This is a genomic window from Collinsella sp. AM10-26, from assembly GCF_003472525.1.
In the GTDB taxonomy this organism is placed as follows: Bacteria; Actinomycetota; Coriobacteriia; order Coriobacteriales; family Coriobacteriaceae; genus Collinsella.
This window is the reverse complement of the sequence record NZ_QRMC01000001.1, coordinates 194,236-212,735: the sequence shown is the minus strand read 5'-3', so window position 1 is coordinate 212,735 and position 18,500 is coordinate 194,236. Positions and strand designations below refer to the sequence as shown.

Here is an 18,500-nt window from a genome sequence, read left to right as displayed (position 1 = left end):
CCGTTTTGCTGGGGAGGTCTGTCGTTCAGTGCTCTTACTGCCCAATCCAGCGTTGCGCATAGCTCTTAATGTCCTCGGTAAAACCGTCAAGGTCGTCAAGGGTGATCACGCTGTCGATAAGCAAATTGGCTATCTCGCGGTGCATTGTGCTGCGGCGAATGTTGTTTGCGATTACGCCTGAGGACAGCTTGTCTCTATTGAGGCGCTCTTCTAATGCCCAAAATCTACTGGACGCTTCGCTGTCGCCGTTCAGCATCTCAACGTACTGGGCGATGAGCTTTTCCATATAACGTTCTTGCCATTGAGGAAGCATTTTCTTAAACAGCTTCCAGTCGCTTTCGGCTACGTCGCGCATATGTCCTCCGCTCGTCAAACGGGCTTTCCATTTGCCTTTCATTCTATTTGGTTTTCGCTCCCAGGCGTGGATGAGAGGCTCTCTTTAGCCTTCGAGATTGGGCTTGAATGGGTCGTATGCCACAAAACGGGCCTATCTACTACGTTTGCTACCACACCCTCGACCATGACAAAGATTATGAAATTAAAACCGCAGGTAGAGGGCTTGCCATTTTTCGGAAAAGGCGGGTATGGTCGGCCCTCTCGAGTTAAACGTAGTAAATAGGCCCTTTTCTTGGCGCGCGGTCAGCTCAATGCTAATCTCCGTGCCGGAACTGACCCAGTTGTTTGTAAGTTGTGGTGATATACGGACTGTTTGGCGCTTTGGAACTTCGAAACAGTCCCTATCTCACCGCAACTTAGGAGAAGGGCGGGGGGTGGTTGGGTGCTGGTGGGTCGGAGCGTGTTAGGCCTGTTTGCGGTGCTTCCATTGTTTGCGGCACCAGCGCATGAGCGCCTTTATGACGGGAATCGTGATGAGGATGATCCATGCAGGATGGGGCTGTCCCAAACAGAGCCACATGTAGAGGAACCAAGCGATGGCGGCTGCCGGGTAGATGGCCTCGATCAGCTTAGACAGGTGGCGCCGATCGATGAAGTCACCAATCGCGTAGTAGACGGGAACCAGAAAGACGAGGAAAAGCCCCATGCCCCATGTGCCGTAGACAATGCCGAGCACCAGATAGGCGAGAGCGACAAGTGCGGGGAAGGGAAACTTGTTCCACGCACGACCGACCTTGGTGTGGAAATGCTTGCCATGATGGTCGAGCTTGTCGTGTGCTTCCTTCCAGCTGGAAAACGTCTCGCCGTCGATGGTGACGGTGCCATCGTCATTGGTATGCACGTTATGTCCATCGTCCTCTAGCGTATCGATATGCAATCCGCCTGGCCCCACATGGACCTCTTCACCCTTGCGCTCGTTAGCCACATGGATGCCACTCCAGCCAACATGGACCTCTTCGCCTTTGTTGGGATCAATAACGTGGATGCCGCGCGCGAGGGAAATATCGACAAGTGGCTTATCGCTGCAATCAGCGTGCTCAGTAGAAGCCTCAGCCTCTTCAGCCCCATCTGGAGCTTTGGTGCCGGCGTTGCTGTTCTGTGCCTCATCATCAGTCTGCGAGTCATCAGTGCTATCCACCGCCTCTCCATACAGCAGTTCATCCAGCGACACGCCATACAGCGCGGCGAGCGCAATAAGGTTATCGGTATCGGGTGAGGATTCGCTGCGCTCCCATTTACTGACAGCCTGACGACTCACACCCAGCTGGGCGGCAAGCGCCTCCTGAGAAAGCCCGGCAGCCTTGCGGCAATCAACGAGCTGCTGCGCCATCGCAAGATCCATAACAGTTCCTTTCATGTGGTGACCGTAATCGAGTGAGCCGAGTATGCCGAGAACAACCAGTAGCGACCACCATTTCTAGTTAGAATCTGCTCCAACCCTACCGCAACTACCGGTAGCAACCCCTAACGACCAGCCATTTCAGGACAAATGTCAGTGCTACTCTCAGCTAAGAGCCTGCAACATCCCAAAATCTCAGCCCACGCACTTGCAGCAAGAAGACGAATAGCCTCGACCTCCCTAGTTACCGCAGGAGGCCCCAGGGCTTACCTCCCAAATCTTTCCGCAGGACGGAAGGATCCCGCCGCGCGGAGCGCACGGCGGGATCCTGACATGTCCGAGGACGATTTGGGAGGTAAGCCCTGGGGTCTCCGATGAGAGCAGTTTCGGCCGAGGCTATTCGTCGCCGAAGCTGATGCCCAATGCCTTGGCCTCGCGCACCAGGTCGCTCTGGGGGTCGACAAACTTGAGCTTGCCGGCGACATCCTCGAGCGGCATGTGGCACATCTTGCCGTCACGCAGGGCAATCATGTAGCCAAACTCGCCGCGTAGGCAGCCCAGTGCCGCCTCGACGCCGCACTGGGTCGCAAAGATGCGGTCCTGGGCGTCGGGCTGACCGCCGCGCTGCGTGTGACCGGGGATGGCGACGCGGGTCTCGCGACCGGTCTTGGCCTCGATCTCCTTGGCGATGTCGTAGACAATCGACGGGCTCGTACGCTCGGCGAGCTTCTTCTTGTACTCCTTCTTGGACAGCGCCGAGTCCTCCTTGGAGATAGCGCCCTCGGCGACGGCCACGATGGTAAAGCGGCTGCCGGTCTCCATGCGATGCTCAATGGTCTTGATGACGTTATCCATGTCGTAGGGGATCTCGGGAATCAAGATGACATCCGCGCCGCCCGCGACGCCGGCGTACAGCGGGATCCAGCCAACCTTGTGGCCCATGATCTCGATGACGAACACGCGGCCGTGGCTCGAGGCGGTGGTGTGGATGTCGTCGATGCACTTGGTGGCGACGTCGATGGCGCTCGTAAAGCCAAACGTCATCTCGGTGCCCCAGGTGTCATTATCGATGGTCTTGGGCAGAGCGATAACGTTGAGGCCTTCTTGGCGCAGACGGTTGGCGGTCTTGGTGGAGCCGTTGCCGCCCAGCATAAACAGGCAGTCGAGCTGCAGCTTGTGATAGGTGTGGACCATCGCGGGCACCTTTTCGACGCCGTCAGCCTCGGGAATGTCCAAGCGCTTGAACGGCGTGCGGCTCGTGCCCAAAATGGTGCCGCCGCGGGTGAGGATGCCGCTAAAATCGGCGGGAGTCATAACGCGGAACCTGCTGTAGATAAGGCCCTGGTAGCCGTCCTCAAAACCATAGATCTCGATAGGCTCTTCGCTATTGGTCATGAGCGTTTTGACAATGCCGCGCATGGTGGCGTTGAGCGCCTGGCAGTCGCCGCCACTGGTAAGAAGACCGATCCTAAGCATGATGAATCCTTCCGGGCAAGTTATAACATGCGCATAAGTTTACCCCCGCACACTGTTGATACAGGGGTAAAACGTGTTAGCTCAAGCGTATAGAAATGTAAGCAACGTCAGGCGAGCGTAAGGTCGACGGGCCTGGCTCCTTACAGCGCGAAGGCGTCGACGTCGCCCCAGTGGCGGCGCAGCGTGATGGCGGCAGCGGGCTCGGTGTTGTCAAAGACGACCGACCACTGCGTGTTGCTGGTGATGTCTTCCGGATTGGGCTCTTGCGCCGCAGCGCGTAGGGCCTTCCAAGCGACTGCCTCGTCTTGGGCGCCGGCACGGGCGTCGAGGACATCGGCGATTGCGACGGCGCGTTCTTTACCATGGCCCAGCTCGCCGTTCTTTTGGTTGGGGAGCACCTCGTCACCATAGCAGGCGTAGAAGTTCGTGACCTGGCGTACGGGCGTCGCCTTGCATGCACGGTCAGGATCGCGCGGATCCCACTCCACCACCCGCGCGTCACCGGCGGCGTCGTTGATAAAGAAGTGGTAGTCGCGTCCGGCCATGGCGTGCATGTCGTAGGCAGAAAGCAGGTTGACGGCCTCTTGCGTGGTGGCGGCACGGTCGAGCACCAGACGGATGGCGAGCGAGGTATTGATGACGGGGCGTTGCGTGTCCTGGTCACAGGGTTTGGAATCCAGGGTGAGCACGGCAATGGACACGCCACATTCGTTGACGCCGTCGAGCTGGGCAAACGGGCCCATCAACGCCGCAGCGCGTCCGTCGACGGAGTCAAGCGGAGTGTTATCGCCCAGGTTGTTAAGGGCGGCAAACCCGATGGAGGCATAGCCGTCGCACGGGTGATTACGCACCAGCAGCGCCGAGGTGTCGTCCTTAAAGTCGTAATTGCGACCGGTGCGCACGCGGCCTTCGGCATCTACGGCGACAAAAGCGCTGCAGGCAAACTGGGGCGCCTGGACATGTGCCGGCACACCGGGCAGCACCTGTGCCACCACGGCATCGATGTAGGCCTGGTCGTCGCGCACGCCAGTGGCGATGATGCGATCAAGATCGTAGTCGTAGGCAATGTCGATTGCGTACAGGTCATAGCCATCCGCGTAGCCGGTCAAGCGTTTGAGTGACGCGGCAGACTTGATTTGTTTGTGATAAACGATGCCGGTGGCAGCGGCAAGGCCGACGGCGACTCCTGCGACACCGCAGGCGATGGCAATGTTACGTGGCTTCATGACGGCTCCTTTCGTCCTGTTAGCGTAATTGTCGCAAAAGGAGTGCGGGCATGATGGCTCAACTTGGCGAGCGGCGCGGGATTAAACATGGAATGAAAGGCACGGCACTGGCGCGGCGGGGTATGCTGGAGGGGACCATCAGCCCAGTGAAAGGGGAGAGCATGACGGATCAGGAAACGCCCGAGCGCGCGCATGTGACGGCCGACGATATCGAGGCCGCCAACGACCTCATCGACTTTATCGAGGCATGCCCCAGCATGTTCCATACGGCGGCGACCATTATGGCCGAGCTCGACGAGACGGGCTTTACCTTCCTGCCCGAGAATGCGGCGTGGGACATCGAGCCGGGCGGGCGTTATTACACGCAGCGCAATACCTCGAGCGTTGTTGCCTTTAAAGTGGGCGAGGACCTGGCTGCTACGTGGGGCGAGGACGGCGTTGCCGGCGACTACCATTTTCAGCTTACGGCGTCGCACAGCGACTCGCCGACGTTTAAGGTCAAGGCCGTGCCTGAACTCGACGGCGCGGGCGAAACGCTGTGCCTGAACACCGAGGCATACGGCGGCATGATCGACTACACCTGGTTCGACCGTCCGCTGGCACTCGCGGGCCGCGTGTTGGTACGCGAGGGCGACCGTATTGAGAGTCGTTTGCTCGCTACCGAGCGCGAAGTCGCCATCATCCCGAGCCTTGCCATCCATATGAACCGCGGCGTTAACGAGGGCTTTGCGCCCAACCGAGCCGTTGACCTGTGCCCTCTCATCAGCGCTGGCGACCTTAAGCAGGGCGACTTTGACGCCCTGATCGCCGACGAGCTGGATGTTGAGCCCGAGCAGATTTTGGGCCGCGATTTGTTCCTGGTCAACCGCCAGGATGCGCGCATTTGGGGCTGGGCCGACGAGTTTATCTCGACGCCCAAACTCGACGACCTGGCCTGCGCCTACACCTCGCTGCAGGCATTTTTGGGAGCTGAGAACGCGCACGACGTTTCGGTCTTCTGCTGCTTTGATAACGAGGAGGTTGGCTCCGAGACCAAGCAAGGCGCCATGTCGACGTTCTTGGCCGACGCGCTGCGCCGCATTAACGGATCGCTGGGCTTCGACGACGAGTCGTACCACCGTGCGCTTGCCGCTTCGATGCTCGTGAGCTGCGACAACGCGCATGCCGTGCACCCCAACCACGCCGAGAAGTGCGACGCCCGCAACCAGGTTGTGCTCAACGGCGGCATCGTCATCAAGGAGGCCGCCAACCAGCACTACTGCACCGATGCCTTTAGCCGCGCGGTGTTCCAGGCTATTTGCGATGACGCCGACGTACCCACGCAGGCCTTCGCCAACAAGAGCGATATGGCCGGCGGCTCCACCCTGGGCAACCTGTCGAACATGCAGGCGAGTATGCACGCTGTGGACGTGGGCCTGCCGCAGCTGGCCATGCACTCGAGCTACGAGACCGGCGGCGTGCGCGATGTGATGTGCGCCATCCGCGCCCTCACCGCTTTCTACGAGCGCGACCTGAACATCAACGGCGCCGAAAGTGTAGAGCTCTAAAACCTACCAAAAAGGGATGTTAATTTTGGCAGGTTTTATCTGGGCGAATGCCAGCGACATTACAAGCCGCTGAGTCCCTAAAGCTTTGCGGGTAGAGAAAAAGTCAGCGAGAGCCCGTCTGGGCGAGCAAGGTGCCTTGAAAGAGGAGGGCATTGGCCTTCTGGCCATGCCCGACGATTGAAAGGCAGATTGCCGTCCAGACGGGCTCGTAGCGTCGGCTCATTACGCCGTTCGTTAGAACGGCGTAATACCTAGTGCTCAATCCAGCAGCGTAGCGTCTCGCCAGCCAGAAGATGGCGTAGATTCTCGGCGGCGATGTCGACCACGTTGTTGAGCGTGGCCTCTAGGTGGAACCAGCCCGAGATATGCGGCGTGATGAGCATGTTGGGAGCGTCCCACAGCGGGCTTGTCGCGGGCAGGGGCTCGGGGTCGGTGACGTCGACCGCGGCGCCGGCAAGATGTCCCGACTCCAGGGCGGCAACCAAGTCGTCGGCGACCACAAGGTCACCGCGGCCGCCGTTGGCAAAGAAGGCGCCCGGCTTCATTGCGGCAAAGAACTTGGCGTTCGCCAGACCGCGGGTCTCGGGCGTGCTGGGCATAAAGGATGCGACGATGTCGGCCTCCGCCAGGCGCTCAGACAGGGCATCCATGCCGTCCATGTCCTCAAACACAATGGGGTAGACGAGCGGATGACGCTTGATGCCGCGGACGTGCGCGCCCATGTTGCGGCAGAGCGTGGCGAAGTGACCGCCAATGTCGCCCGCGCCCAGCACCAGCACATTGGCATTTTTGAGCGAGGTGACCGGGCCCAAGTCCTCCCAGCGATGCTCGCGCTGCAGGTCCTGGTAGCCGGGCAGGCGCTTCATCATTGACAGCACCATGGCAAACATGTGCTCGCTTACGGCCTGACCGTAGGCGCCGATCGAGGAAGACAGCTTGGCGTCAGCCGGCACGGTGCCGGCGGCCAAGTAATCGTCATAGCCCGCGGTCTGCAGTTGCAGTAGCTGGAGGTGCTCGCATGCGGTAAGCAGGGCAGGGTCTATGTTGCCCAAGATTACGTCGGCGTTGGCGACCTGCTCGCACGTGATGGCGTCGGCGCTCGTGTAGATAAAGTCCTCGCCTGGAGCGCTCGACTCGAGGATCGCTCGATGACGGTCGTTGACGGGCAGCAAAACTAGGATGTTCACAAGCAGTCCTCTCCGCTTGACCTACCAAAAAGGGACAGGTTTATTTTGTCAGGTTTTATCAGGCAAAACGTTCAAATAAAAACGCCGGATGCAAGACGAGCGTGCCCGTCAGCATCCGGCGCATCCACGGTTACCAGCTCAGCAGCTCGTAACCGTCCTCGGTCACCACGAGCTGTACCTCGCATTGAGCCGAATCGCTACCGTCTTTGGTGCGCACGCACCAGCCGTCGCCCTTGCTAATCTTGATGTCGGGCGCTCCGGCATTGACCATGGGCTCGATGGTAAAGACCATGCCCGGAGCCATGATGATGTCCACATCGGGCGCCTCGGTGGTAAAGCCCACAAACGGGTCCTCGTGGAACTCCTTACCGATTCCGTGTCCGCCGTACTCGCGCACCACGCTAAAGCCGGCGTCCTCGACGGTCTTTTGCACAGCCTCGGCCATCACGGACAGCGGCAGCCACGGCTTGACGGCGGCAAGGCCAGCCTCCACGCTGGCGCGGGTGACGTCGACCAGGCGCTGGCGCTCGGCCGAGACCTCGCCGATGCAGAACATACGGCTCGAATCACTAAAGTAGCCGTCCAAGATTGTGGAACAGTCCACGTTGATGATGTCGCCCTCGTGCAGCACATCCGCATCGCAGGGGATACCGTGGCAGACGACGTCGTTGATTGAGGTACACACGCTCTTGGGATAGCCCTCGTAGTTGAGGTCGGCCGGCGTGCCGCCGTGCTCGACGGTGTAGTCGTAGATTATCTGGTCGATCTGGTTGGTGGTCATGCCCGCGGCGATGTGTTCGCCCACGTAGTCGAGCACGCCCACGTTGATGGCGGCCGAGCGCTTAATGCCCTCGATATCGGCGGGCGTCTTGTAGAGCGTGCGGGGCAGAACCTCCCAGCCCTCTTCCCACAAGCGCTCGAGGCGCTCATCAAAGGCGCTATGGCATTTCTTGTATTTCTTGCCGCTGCCGCACCAGCAAGCGTCGTTGCGGCCAGGCACGGGTCCTTTGTCATACATGGCTAACTTCCTTTCATTTGCAGCTAGTATAGCTCACCCGCAGACCAGCTCATTTGGGACGGGGCTTTTTTAGCTACCCTGTCAGTTGAGGATGATTTGCTGGCGGGCGGCCGCGCTAGTAGCTCACCTGGCAGGGAATGCCGAGGGCGCGCACACGTGCGGCGATCGCATCGAGCGCCTCGGGCGCTGCTTTGGCAAGGCCGGCGATCGGTGTTTCGCGCGCTACCGTGTAGATGGTCGCCTCCTGTGGGCGAATGCGCTCGAGCGCCGCGAGCCAAGGGCCGACATACGCTTCGCCGGTGTTATCGAGGGACTTGCCCTGATACTCGCCGGTCAAAAAGATCGTCTGGATAATAACGTGACCGTCAAAGCTCGCGAACGTCTCGATCTGGTGCTCGACGTCGTAGGGGCCAACAGGCTGGTCGAGCAGCTGGATAAATGTCGGGTCGACGGTATCGAGCTTGAGGATGTTGTCGTCGACCATCATGAGCGCATCGTGCACCTCGGGGCGATCGGTGCGCGTGCCGTTGGAGAGCACGGCGATCTTGGAGTTCGGGGCAAGCTCGTCGCGCAGCGCGACGGCGCCGGCGATGGCCTGCGGAAACTCCGGTGCGGCGGTGGGCTCGCCGTTGCCTGCGAAGGTGATCACATCGGGGAGCTCGCCCTCGGCTGCCATCTCGCGCAGCTTTGCCTCGAGCGCGTCGAGTACCACGGCAGCTGTGTTGTACGGCTCATGGCAGGGGCGCTCGGCGTTGAGGCCGTTCTCGCAGTAGATGCAGTCAAACGTACAGATCTTGCCCGATGCCGGCATCATGTTGACACCGAGAGAAAGGCCCAGACGGCGGCTGCGCACCGGTCCAAAGATGGGGCTGGCATTTAAAAACGTAGACATAGGCATATGCTCCTTGGGACAGTTGTGCCTAAGCATAGCATCGGCGCCAAAGTCTGGTTTGGGCTTGTGCTCTTAGGTTTCGTTTTTTCATTCCGCCCTCGATGCCTGCGATATGAAAGGTTTCGGGTCGGGTACAGTTCATGTGTTAACAAGGCACAAGACGATGGGGCATAACATGGATTTTACGGTCGAGAATGCGGGCACTACGATTGCCTGTCGCGAGTTTGCCGAGTCGGGCGTGCCGTCGGATGCGCCTGCCTTGATATGCGTGCACGGTGCCTGCGTCGATGGCACATTTTTTGAGGGCATCGCCCGCGAGCTCAGCCAAGTGTGCCGCGTAGTTGCCTACGACCGCCGCGGCTGCGGCGAGAGCGGCGACGCCGCGGACGGGCGCTACGACCTCGCCGCCCAGGCCGACGACCTGCAGGCCGTTATCAAGCATATCGGCGCTCCGGCAAACGTGCTCGCGCACAGTGCCGGTACGCTGGTGACCCTGGAGCTTCTCCGTACAAACCCGACCATTGTCTCGCGTGCGATTCTGCATGAACCCGCCGTGACAAACGAAGGCGCCGGCCTGGGTGCGGCCCCGGTTTTACTCGAGATGATTGCTGCGGGAAAGGTCTCGAGGGCGCTAAGGGCCTTCCTGGGCGCCATCGGCGATTCGGACCCTCAAGCCCCCAAGTTAACCGAGGCAGAAGCCAAGCATGCCCTGCGCAACGGCCGCAGTTTCATGGCAAACGAATACGAGATCACTATGACCTGCGTTCCCAATTGGGATGGCGTCCGCGTATCGAAAACGGTGGCCGCCGTGTTTCTGGGCGAGCTCTCGATTGGCACGCCCCGCGAGGCGGGCACGAGAACGGCGGCTGAGCTTTTGAATTGTCCGCTCGTAGTAGTTCCCGGCGCGCACAACGGGCTGCGCGATCGCCCGACAGCGGCCGCCCAGGCTGTCCGCGGCATCTTGGGGCTCTAGCGGCCGAATCATCAAACGGGCTTCTTTCGTAGACGTTTCGGCTGTGTTAACAAGGGTGCTCAAAACCCAACGTCTGCGGCTTCAGCCCTACCCCGTGGTGCGTTTGCTGTCGGCCGACCAGATTAAGGGCGATCCCAACTGCCTGCTCGCCGGCGATCGGTGTCCCTGTCTGCGCCAGTCAGGTCTGGAGGCCTTGGCAGGTTCCGATGATGTATCGGAGCAGCTGCTCAATGATGGTACCGAGTACCGCGCTCGCCTGCGCCCTCTGAAGGTCGAGGGCGAGCCTCACGTCCTGCTGATGGTGCGTCCGATTGATGAACAGGAGGCCGCAGAAGAGGACCTTGTCTACACCGACGTGCTGACGAGTGTGCGCAATCGCCGATATTACGAGGAAAAGCTTCGCAGCGCCCGCATGCAGGCCGGTGTGGCGATGAGCTGTCGCTCGTGCTGCTGGACATTGTCATGCCGGGCATGAACGGCTTTGAGGTGTTGGGCGATCTGTCGCGCCGGTCGATTATTGACAATCTGCCTGTCATCATGATCTCGAGCGAAGATTCCGACGATGTGGTGCTGCGCGCGTACGAGCTGGGTGCTTCGGACTATGTCAACCGCCCGTTTGACTCCCGTGTCGTGCGCCGCCGTGTAAGCAACACCATCCGCCTGTACGCCAAACAGCGTCGTCTGACGAGCCTGCTGTCCCAACAGTACAACGAGCGCGTCAAGAACAGCCGCATGCTCATCGGCATCATGGCCGGCGTCATGGAGCTTCGCAATGGCGAGAGCGGCAGGCACGTTACGAACATCGAGAAGCTGACCGAGCTACTGCTCGGCTGCCAGGCCCACCGTAGCGACAACATCTCCCTCGACAACGAGGAGCGCTCCACGATTGCCCTGGCTTCGGCGCTGCACGATATCGGCAAGATGTCGATTGACGATGCGATTCTCAACAAGCCCGGGCGCCTCACGCCCGAGGAGTTCGAGATTATGAAGACGCATACCACGATCGGCGCCGACATGCTGCATGAGCTGGGCCGCCATCACGCCGGCAATGCGCTTATGGAATATGCGTACCAGATTGCGCGCTGGCACCACGAGCGCTGGGACGGCAAGGGTTATCCCGACGGCCTTAAGGGCGACGATATCCCCATCGCCGCGCAGGTAGTTTCGGTGGCCGACGTGTACGATGCGCTGACGAGCGTTCGCGTGTACAAGGATGCCATCCCGCACGAGGAGGCGATCCAGATGATCCTGGACGGTAAGTGCGGCACCTTTAACCCGCTGCTGCTGGACTGTCTGCTCGAGGTGCAAGACCGTATTGCCGAAACATTGGCGCGTCCTGCCGAGGTCGTTGCGCTTCCTACGATTTAGTTTGACCAAAGGAGTTTGAATCCATGATTTCCATGCGCGAGACGTATGAGAAGATCGGCGCCAATTATGATGACGCTTGCGCTCGGCTGATGGGCGAGGAGATGCTTGCCCGCTTTGCCCTCAAGTTTTTGGATGACGAGAGCATGGACAAGCTGGAGGCCGCCATGGCGGCAGGAGACGCCGAAGGTGCGTTTATGGCGGCGCACACGCTCAAGGGCGTGAGCCAGAACCTGGGATTCGATAATCTGTACGAGCCGGCGGTTGTGGTGACCGAAGCGCTGCGCGGCGCCGATGCCGTTGACGGCGCTCGCGAGGGAATGCATGCGCTGCAGCAGCAATATACAGCTACGATGTCGGCCTTACGCGAGGCGGCTGAATAAGAGCTTGCGAGCTTTGATGCGCGCCGGATGCATATAGGCAAAAGGGCGCCCCGTCGGACCATGTGGCCGGCGGGGCGCCCTTATTTGTTGTGCTGTCCGTGAACTAACGGGCCTGCTTAACCTTTGCCGCTGCCTCGACAAACGACTTCCACAGGTTAAAGTCGGTCTCGAGCGTCTGCCAGGTGTACTCGGGATGCCATTGCACGCCTAGGCAGAACGGCTGGCCCTCGACCTCGATGCACTCGGGTACGCCGTCGGTTGCCTTGGCGACCAAGCGCGTGCTTTTACCCAGACGATCGACGCAGCAGTGGTGTGCGGAGTTGGTCTGGATCAACCTGTGCCCGCCAACCGCGCGCTCCAGCAGCGAGCCCGGCACGACCTCGACAGGATGCACAGGGTCGTTGAGCACGTGGGTATGGCGCCACTGCGTGCGGCCCTCGCGCGCGCCCAGGCTCGGCACGTCCATGCACAGGGTGCCGCCGGTGGCGACATTGAGCAGCTGCGTGCCTCGGCAGGTGGTAAAGAGCGGCTTCTTGGCGCGAAGCACCTCGTTAACCAGCTTAAACTCAAAACGGTCGCGAATCTCGCAGCACAGCGTGGGGTCGTAAGGACGCTCGTCGCCCCAGCGTTTGGGGTTGACGTCCGGGCCGCCAGGAATGGCAATGCCGTCGGCGATTTCCACGTAATGACGGATAACATCGATGTCTTCGGTAATAGACATCTGCAGCGGCAGGCCACCGGCGGCAAGGATGGCATCGACAAAGACACTTGCGATTTCCTCGTTGGGGGAGAGCGTTTCGCTTAAAAACGGCTTCGCCTCTTCCCAGCGCGGCGCGACGAGGATGAGCGGGCGGTCGGCGGGGGCAACGTCGACGTGCGGGGTATAGGACGATGAGGTGCGAGTTCCGATCATGGGTGTGGCTTTCGAATCCGGGTGGACATAGCACAGGGGTGACGCGGGACAAACGCTGGTGATGAATTAGTCCCGCGTGGCAATGGGGTTAGTGGCCCTTGATGGAGTTGAGGAAGTCCTGGGCGCGCTTGGTCTGGGGGTGGTCGAAGAACTCGTCGGGCGTGCCAGTTTCCACGATCTGACCGTCGGCCATAAACACGACGCGGTCGGCAACGCGGCGGGCAAAGTTCATCTCATGCGTAATCACGATCATCGTCATGCCCTGTTGGGCCAAGCGAACCATGACCTCGAGCACCTCGTTGATCATCTCGGGGTCAAGGGCGCTCGTGGGCTCGTCGAAGAGCATGGCCTTGGGCTGCATGGCAAGCGAACGGGCGATGGCGACGCGCTGCTGCTGACCGCCCGAGAGCTGTGCGGGCACCTTATCGGCCTGCTCCGCAACGCCTACGCGACTCAACAGGTCCATGGCGCGCTCGCGAGCCTCATCCTTGGAGATGCCCAGCACATCGACCGGTCCCAGCATGACGTTTTGCAGCACCGTCATATGTGCGAACAGGTTGAACTGCTGAAACACCATGCCCAGCTCGGCGCGCATGCGGGCAAGGTCCTTGCCTTCCTGCGGCAGGGGCTCGCCCTCGATGAGGATCTCGCCTGAGTCGATGGTTTCCAGGCGGTTGATGGTTCGGCACATGGTCGACTTGCCCGAGCCCGAGGGTCCAATCACAACGACGACCTCGCCGCGGTCGACCGAGAGATTGATGTCGTTGAGGACGTGCAGATCGCCATAGTGCTTATCGACGTGTCTGAGCTCGATCAGCGGGTGATTGCCGGTGGAAGAGGTGCTCTGTGCCATGGTGCTTGGCTCCTTATGACTCGAAATGGTAAAGCGTTAGCGGATGATGGTCGCGCCGGTCTTGTGCGAAACATAGACAGCGGCCTTGTTGATCGCGACGTTGATGAGGATGTAGATGACCGCGATAACCAGGTAGACCGACACGAGGGCGTCGTAGTTGGTAATGAGCACGCGGGCGTTTTGCATGAGGTCGGGGTAGCTCACCACGTAGGCAACGGTGGTGTCCTTGACTACGACCACAAGCTGCGAAATCAAGGACGGAATGATAAACCGAATCGCCTGCGGCAACACGATTTTGAAGGTGATTTTAGCTTTGGAGAGACCGAGTGCCTGGGCGGCCTCGACCTGGCCGCGCGGCACGGCGTTGACGCCGGCACGGAAGATCTCGGCAAGCACGCCGGCCGCAGCGAGCGCGACGGGAAGCGTGAGCATCCAAAACGACGGCAGCGCAATCTTGTACTGGGGCAGCACCAAAAAGAAGAAGTAGATGAACAGCAGGCTCGGCACGCCGCGGAAGAAATCGGTGAGCACGCGGCAGACCAGTTGCAATGGCTTAATTCCGCTGGTACGGCCGAGCATAAGGGCAAGACCCAGCACCAGCGCGATGGCGCCGGCGGTGAGTGCGACCTTAACGGTGCCCTCAAAGCCGGCAAGCAAGAACTTCCAGGTGGTGAGGTGCGTAAAGAAATACCAATAGTGAACCGAAAGCTGGCCGGTCACATAAAAGCGCTGCAACACAAGGGCAACGAGTGCGACGACGGCAACCAGCGAGATGGCGGTGCCGATGCGAATCTTGGCGCGCATCTTGGGGCCGGGAGCCTCGTAGAGCGCATCGCGCATGGTGAGCGCGGGGGAGGAGTGCTTGCTCATCGGAGGATCCTCACCTTCTTATCGATATAGTTGCCAATGTGGCTCACCACAAAGGCCGTGCCCAGGTAGCCGAGCGCCGAGATAAAGAACGCGGCGACGCCGCCGAGCGAGCGCGTGTTGATATAGCTCACCACGCCGGTGAGCTCCTGCGGTTTAAGCGGCACCTGACTGCCGAGCGCGGTGGTGAGCATGACGGCGATAAAGAGGTTGGTCATGGGCAGCACGCTCGAGCGCAGTGCCTGCGGAATCACGATCTTGGCGAGGATGCGGTTGAAGCTCATGCCCAGCGAGCGGGCGGCTTCCACCTGGCCGACGCCGACGGTGTTGATGCCGCTCATAAAGTTCTCGGAGCCAAAGGCCGAGCCCAGCAACACCGTGGCGACGATAACGCAGGTACGGTAGGGCAGGACGACCTTGAGCGGCGGCAGCGCATAGACGACGATGATGAGCAGCGCGATGCCGGGAATGTTACGGAAGACCTGAACATACAGGTCGCCAAAGACGCGCAGCGGCTTGAGCGGCGACACGCGCATCACGGTGACGGCAACGGCCAGCACCATGGCGATGGCAAACGACTCAAGCGTCATGCTCCAGGTTGCTAGCAGCGCGTCGATATAGTTCTGGCCATAGAGCGACCAGAGCTCAGAGAGACTCATGCGGACCTCCCGCCGATAAGGAAAGGGGCTCCCGCGTGTACGGGAGCCCCGACAACTCAGTGAGGAAACAGTTTAGCGCAATAAAGCGCACCGTGCGTTTCCGTATGGTTTCGTTGCGGCCGTTACTAGGCGCGTTGCCTAGGCGCCGATCTCGGGCAGCTCGGGAACATTGGTGTCGCCCGTGCGGTCGCCGATGCAGATCTGCCACAGCTCGGTCCAGGTGCCGTCGTCCTCGATCTTCTTAAGGAAGTCGTTGACAAAGGCGACGCCGTCGGAATCGAGCGGCAGGCCGATGCCGTAGGGCTCCTTGCTGCCGAAGGGCTTGCCGGCAATCTTGTACTTACCGGGCTCGCGGACCAGGGCGCTCTGCTGCATGTTGTTGTCGATGACATAGGCGTCAACGCGACCCTGCTGGAGTGCCTGGCGGGCCTCCTCGTCGGTCTTGAACTCCTGCTGGCTGGCCTTGGGAGCGAGCTCCTCCAGGATGGCAGGGCCGTTGGAGCCGGACTGGACGGCGACGTTCTTGTCGGCCAGGTCGTCGACGCTCTTGATGTCATCGTTGTCGGCGAGCACCAGGATGGCCTGCTGGGTGTAGTAGTAGGGACCGGCAAAGGAGACGAGCTTCTTGCGATCGTCAGTGATGGTGTAGGTGGCAAAGACGGCGTCGACCTGGCCGTTCTGCAGGACGGACTCACGCGTGTCAGAGGTCACCTGGGTGATCTCGACCTTGTTCTCGCCCAGAATGTAGTTGGACAGGAGCTGTGCGATACCGGCGTCGAAGCCGCGGGTCTGACCGTCCTTCTCGTTGAGGAGGGAGAAGAGCGTGGAGGTCTGGACGCCACCGATCGTAAAGACGCCGGCATCCTTGACGGCCGTAGCCCAGGTGCTGGCGGCGATGACGTCGTCATCGGCCTTGGGGCCGTCGTTGACGAGCTTGTCGAATGCCTTGGCGTCGAGCGTGGTGGAAGCCTCGGTATTTTTGGAGCTCTTGGAAGAGCCGGCGGCGGAACCCTTGTCGGCCTCGGCGCTGGTGTCGGAGCAGCCGGCAAGACCAAGGCCGGCGACGGTTGCGAAGGTGGCGGCAACGAAGCCGCGGCGGTCGAGAACGACCTGCTGGGAGAGGTTCTTGCTCATGGGAGAACACCTTTCTCAAAAAAATCCTAGTGGTTGAGTAGAGTTATACCCTATTGCGCTCAAATGGGTCAACACGAAATAACTTAGAAACATACTTACCTTGTGGGTTATTCTACCTACCAAATAGGGACAGGCACCTTTGTGGTGGTTCTGACCGATGCAGCGGCATGTCTCGCTGCTTTATCTCAATCTGTAACATCTGGACGGCCAAAAGGTCTCTATCTGTTACAGATTGAGACAAAGGTCAGGGGCAAAGACGGTTTGTCTCGACCTGTAACAGTTAGACGGGAATTCGGGTCCTAGATGTTACAGATCGAGATAATTGAGTTGGGGGAAATAAAAACCTCCGCAGGGGTGCTTCCCTTGCGGAGGTTTTCTTACTCGTTCAGCAGCTTCACGGCTTCGGCGGCCATGTTCTCGACCGTCATGCCGCTCTGAGCGAGCAGTTCGTTGGGGTCGTAGCGGTCGGGGAAGCCCTTGGCGATGCCGAAGGTGCGCGTGCGCACGGGCGTGCAGGCCAGGTAACACGCCACACGCTCGCCCCAGCCGCCGTCCAAGATTCCGTCCTCGAGGGTGACGACAACGCGATGCTCGGCGGCAAGGCTGTCGAGGAACTCGCGGTCGAGCTCGGTTGCAAAGCGCGGGTTGACGAGTGTGGCCTCGATGCCGTACTCGGCAGCCAGGCGGTTTGCCACGCGCTCGCCCAGCTCAAAGAAATCGCCAAGCGCGAGCACGGCCACATCGCGGCCCTGGCGCACCATGTTGTAGCGAACGGCGCTGTAGTCGGCGTCTTCGGCGGGCGCCAGATCGGGACGGCTTACCAGGCCAATGCCCGGCACGCGAATCGCCACGGGATGCTCGCGGTGATCGAGCGACCAACTCAGCATGGACAGGTATTCCTCCATGCAGGAAGGCGCCAGGTAACGCATATTGGGAAGACCGCCCAGCATGGAAATATCGAAGAACGAAAGATGCGTCTCGGACGTGGTGCCAAAGATCGAGGCGCCAAACACCAGGATGGTTGCCGGGGCGTCGTTGAGGCACAGGTCGTGCCACAGCTCGTCGTAGGCGCGCTGCAAAAACGTGCCGTACACACCAAAGACTGGCTTGGCGCCCGAGCGCGCAAGCGCGGTGGCAAAGGTTACGGCATGCTCCTCGGCAATGCCCACATCGACGAACTGCTTGCCGGCGGTAGCGCGAAGCTCGGGTGTAAAGCCCATGATGTAGGGCGTGGCGGCCGTGATGCCCACGACCTGCGGATCGTGCTCGATGGCGGCGCTGAGCGCCTCGCCCGTAATGTCGGCATAGGTGCGCGGCGCAGGCTCGCTCGGATGGCCCGGGCAGAGCTTGCGTCCAGTTGCCATGTCAAACGGACCCACGTGGTGCCAGCGCTCGGGGTCGTTCTGGGCTGGCTCAAAGCCCTTGCCCTTGGCGGTGGAGACGTGCAGCACGATGGGATGATCGATATCGCGCAGCTCCTGCAGCGTGTCGACCAGGGCCAACACATCGTTACCGGCATCCAGATAGCGGTAGTCGAGTCCCATCGCGCGGAAAACGTTGCGCTCACAGGTGCCGTTGCTGGCGCGCAGCTCGGCCAGATTGCGATACAGGCCACCGTGGTTCTCGGCGATGGACTGGTCGTTATCGTTGACGATGATGATCAGGTTGCTATCGAGTTCGGCGGCATTGTTAAAGCCCTCAAACGCCAGGCCGCCCGAAAGCGAGCCGTCGCCAATGATGGTGATGACGTTGTACGCATCGCCCGCCAGGTCACGAGCGTGCGCCAGGCCGCAGCCCAGGCTCACCGACGTAGAGGTGTGACCCATGGCGAACAGGTCGTGCTCGGACTCGTCGGGATTGGCAAAGCCAGAAGCCTCACCATAACGCTCCGGATCGATATAAGTGTACGCGCGCCCAGTCAGCGCCTTGTGGGCGTAGGTCTGGTGCGAAACATCAAAGACAATCTTGTCGATGGGGGAGTTAAACACGCGATGAAGCGCAACCGTGAGCTCAACGACGCCCAGGTTGGGGGCAACGTGCCCGCCGACGGCGGCGGAGCTTTCGAGGATGGCGTGGCGAATCTCGCCGCAGAGCTGCGGGAGCTCGGCGCGATTAAGAGCCTTGACGTCCTCGGGCGTTGTCGTTTGCGTAAGCAGCATCGTTGTGGGTTACTCCATGCGAATCGAGCGCCGGCGCTCCCTCGGCCGGCACAATTGCACAAGACAGTCTCGCACATTTTGGCGTTTGATATGTGACGGCGGCGCGGTAATTC

18 protein-coding genes are annotated in these 18,500 nt (G+C 60.5%); 5 read left to right on the top strand and 13 right to left on the bottom strand.

What is annotated here, in order from left to right; translation table 11 throughout:
- Positions 1-34 precede the first annotated feature (34 nt).
- The 4 genes from DW123_RS00945 to DW123_RS00930 form a co-directional block, all read right to left on the bottom strand.
- Complete coding sequence (locus DW123_RS00945; RefSeq protein ID WP_117734238.1) at positions 35-355, bottom strand: multidrug transporter; 321 nt, start codon at positions 353-355, stop codon at positions 35-37.
- 444 nt (positions 356-799) lie between these two features.
- Positions 800-1,738, bottom strand: a complete 939-nt coding sequence (locus DW123_RS00940) for a helix-turn-helix domain-containing protein (RefSeq protein ID WP_118272971.1) — start codon at positions 1,736-1,738, stop codon at positions 800-802.
- Positions 1,739-2,131: 393 nt separating this feature from the next.
- Positions 2,132-3,211 carry a 6-phosphofructokinase gene (locus DW123_RS00935; RefSeq protein WP_118272970.1) on the bottom strand — a complete coding sequence of 360 codons (1,080 nt, stop codon included), beginning with the start codon at positions 3,209-3,211 and terminating at the stop codon, positions 2,132-2,134.
- Between the two features lie 140 nt (positions 3,212-3,351).
- Positions 3,352-4,437, bottom strand: coding sequence for a carcinine hydrolase/isopenicillin-N N-acyltransferase family protein (locus DW123_RS00930; protein ID WP_118272969.1), 1,086 nt, complete (start codon positions 4,435-4,437; stop codon positions 3,352-3,354).
- 161 nt (positions 4,438-4,598) lie between these two features.
- Between DW123_RS00930 and DW123_RS00925 the strand changes: the two genes are divergently transcribed.
- Entirely contained in the window at positions 4,599-5,984 is a 1,386-nt protein-coding gene (locus DW123_RS00925; RefSeq protein ID WP_233540098.1) for a M18 family aminopeptidase, read from the top strand.
- 251 nt (positions 5,985-6,235) lie between these two features.
- Here DW123_RS00925 and DW123_RS00920 read toward each other — a convergent pair whose 3' ends face one another.
- The 3 genes from DW123_RS00920 to DW123_RS00910 form a co-directional block, all read right to left on the bottom strand.
- A complete protein-coding gene (locus DW123_RS00920) occupies positions 6,236-7,171 on the bottom strand; it encodes a D-2-hydroxyacid dehydrogenase (protein WP_118272968.1) in 936 nt (311 codons plus the stop codon).
- A 130-nt stretch (positions 7,172-7,301) separates the two neighbouring features.
- Positions 7,302-8,189 (bottom strand): methionyl aminopeptidase, encoded by an 888-nt coding sequence (locus DW123_RS00915; RefSeq protein WP_118272967.1) that lies wholly within the window; start codon positions 8,187-8,189, stop codon positions 7,302-7,304.
- A gap of 115 nt (positions 8,190-8,304) precedes the next feature.
- A complete protein-coding gene (locus DW123_RS00910) occupies positions 8,305-9,081 on the bottom strand; it encodes a radical SAM protein (RefSeq protein WP_117734244.1) in 777 nt (258 codons plus the stop codon).
- 175 nt (positions 9,082-9,256) lie between these two features.
- On the opposite strand from DW123_RS00910, the gene DW123_RS00905 reads away from it, so the two are divergent.
- The 4 genes from DW123_RS00905 to DW123_RS00890 are packed head-to-tail and all read left to right on the top strand — an operon-like array spanning position 9,257 to position 11,802.
- On the top strand, positions 9,257-10,054 hold the full coding sequence (locus tag DW123_RS00905) for an alpha/beta fold hydrolase (protein WP_158570701.1): 798 nt from the start codon (positions 9,257-9,259) through the stop codon (positions 10,052-10,054).
- A 55-nt stretch (positions 10,055-10,109) separates the two neighbouring features.
- Positions 10,110-10,529 carry a hypothetical protein gene (locus DW123_RS00900; protein ID WP_147351586.1) on the top strand — a complete coding sequence of 140 codons (420 nt, stop codon included), beginning with the start codon at positions 10,110-10,112 and terminating at the stop codon, positions 10,527-10,529.
- Entirely contained in the window at positions 10,499-11,422 is a 924-nt protein-coding gene (locus DW123_RS00895; RefSeq protein ID WP_199570167.1) for an HD-GYP domain-containing protein, read from the top strand. Before DW123_RS00900 ends, DW123_RS00895 begins: the two co-directional genes overlap by 31 nt.
- Positions 11,423-11,445: 23 nt before the next feature.
- The gene (locus tag DW123_RS00890; RefSeq protein WP_199570166.1) at positions 11,446-11,802 is read left to right on the top strand and encodes an Hpt domain-containing protein; all 357 of its coding nucleotides are present in this window, start codon (positions 11,446-11,448) and stop codon (positions 11,800-11,802) included.
- Between the two features lie 103 nt (positions 11,803-11,905).
- Here the strand turns inward: DW123_RS00890 and DW123_RS00885 are convergent, their stop codons facing one another.
- The 6 genes from DW123_RS00885 to DW123_RS00860 all read right to left on the bottom strand — a co-directional run bounded on the left by DW123_RS00885 (position 11,906) and on the right by DW123_RS00860 (position 18,387).
- Complete coding sequence (locus DW123_RS00885; RefSeq protein WP_118066507.1) at positions 11,906-12,715, bottom strand: gamma-glutamyl-gamma-aminobutyrate hydrolase family protein; 810 nt, start codon at positions 12,713-12,715, stop codon at positions 11,906-11,908.
- Positions 12,716-12,803: 88 nt separating this feature from the next.
- Positions 12,804-13,568 carry an amino acid ABC transporter ATP-binding protein gene (locus DW123_RS00880; protein WP_118272963.1) on the bottom strand — a complete coding sequence of 255 codons (765 nt, stop codon included), beginning with the start codon at positions 13,566-13,568 and terminating at the stop codon, positions 12,804-12,806.
- A gap of 36 nt (positions 13,569-13,604) precedes the next feature.
- Positions 13,605-14,438 (bottom strand): amino acid ABC transporter permease, encoded by an 834-nt coding sequence (locus DW123_RS00875; RefSeq protein WP_118272962.1) that lies wholly within the window; start codon positions 14,436-14,438, stop codon positions 13,605-13,607.
- Positions 14,435-15,094 carry an amino acid ABC transporter permease gene (locus DW123_RS00870; RefSeq protein WP_117798473.1) on the bottom strand — a complete coding sequence of 220 codons (660 nt, stop codon included), beginning with the start codon at positions 15,092-15,094 and terminating at the stop codon, positions 14,435-14,437. The genes DW123_RS00875 and DW123_RS00870 overlap by 4 nt, the downstream gene beginning before the upstream one ends.
- Positions 15,095-15,232: 138 nt before the next feature.
- Complete coding sequence (locus DW123_RS00865) at positions 15,233-16,228, bottom strand: glutamate ABC transporter substrate-binding protein (RefSeq protein WP_118272961.1); 996 nt, start codon at positions 16,226-16,228, stop codon at positions 15,233-15,235.
- A gap of 377 nt (positions 16,229-16,605) precedes the next feature.
- Positions 16,606-18,387 carry a 1-deoxy-D-xylulose-5-phosphate synthase gene (locus DW123_RS00860; protein WP_118272960.1) on the bottom strand — a complete coding sequence of 594 codons (1,782 nt, stop codon included), beginning with the start codon at positions 18,385-18,387 and terminating at the stop codon, positions 16,606-16,608.
- Positions 18,388-18,500 lie beyond the last annotated feature (113 nt).

Excerpts from the sequence above, each read along its gene's own strand:
- DW123_RS00935 (WP_118272970.1), bottom strand. The coding sequence starts at position 3,211 with ATGCTTAGGATCGGTCTTCTTACCAGTGGCGGCGACTGCCAGGCGCTC.
- DW123_RS00875 (WP_118272962.1), bottom strand. The coding sequence starts at position 14,438 with ATGAGCAAGCACTCCTCCCCCGCGCTCACCATGCGCGATGCGCTCTAC.
- DW123_RS00865 (WP_118272961.1), bottom strand. The coding sequence starts at position 16,228 with ATGAGCAAGAACCTCTCCCAGCAGGTCGTTCTCGACCGCCGCGGCTTC.
- DW123_RS00890 (WP_199570166.1), top strand. The coding sequence starts at position 11,446 with ATGATTTCCATGCGCGAGACGTATGAGAAGATCGGCGCCAATTATGAT.
- DW123_RS00880 (WP_118272963.1), bottom strand. The coding sequence starts at position 13,568 with ATGGCACAGAGCACCTCTTCCACCGGCAATCACCCGCTGATCGAGCTC.
- DW123_RS00940 (WP_118272971.1), bottom strand. The coding sequence starts at position 1,738 with ATGGATCTTGCGATGGCGCAGCAGCTCGTTGATTGCCGCAAGGCTGCC.
- DW123_RS00870 (WP_117798473.1), bottom strand. The coding sequence starts at position 15,094 with ATGAGTCTCTCTGAGCTCTGGTCGCTCTATGGCCAGAACTATATCGAC.
- DW123_RS00930 (WP_118272969.1), bottom strand. The coding sequence starts at position 4,437 with ATGAAGCCACGTAACATTGCCATCGCCTGCGGTGTCGCAGGAGTCGCC.
- DW123_RS00925 (WP_233540098.1), top strand. The coding sequence starts at position 4,599 with ATGACGGATCAGGAAACGCCCGAGCGCGCGCATGTGACGGCCGACGAT.
- DW123_RS00885 (WP_118066507.1), bottom strand. The coding sequence starts at position 12,715 with ATGATCGGAACTCGCACCTCATCGTCCTATACCCCGCACGTCGACGTT.
- DW123_RS00860 (WP_118272960.1), bottom strand. The coding sequence starts at position 18,387 with ATGCTGCTTACGCAAACGACAACGCCCGAGGACGTCAAGGCTCTTAAT.
- DW123_RS00915 (WP_118272967.1), bottom strand. The coding sequence starts at position 8,189 with ATGTATGACAAAGGACCCGTGCCTGGCCGCAACGACGCTTGCTGGTGC.
- DW123_RS00945 (WP_117734238.1), bottom strand. The coding sequence starts at position 355 with ATGCGCGACGTAGCCGAAAGCGACTGGAAGCTGTTTAAGAAAATGCTT.
- DW123_RS00905 (WP_158570701.1), top strand. The coding sequence starts at position 9,257 with ATGGATTTTACGGTCGAGAATGCGGGCACTACGATTGCCTGTCGCGAG.
- DW123_RS00910 (WP_117734244.1), bottom strand. The coding sequence starts at position 9,081 with ATGTCTACGTTTTTAAATGCCAGCCCCATCTTTGGACCGGTGCGCAGC.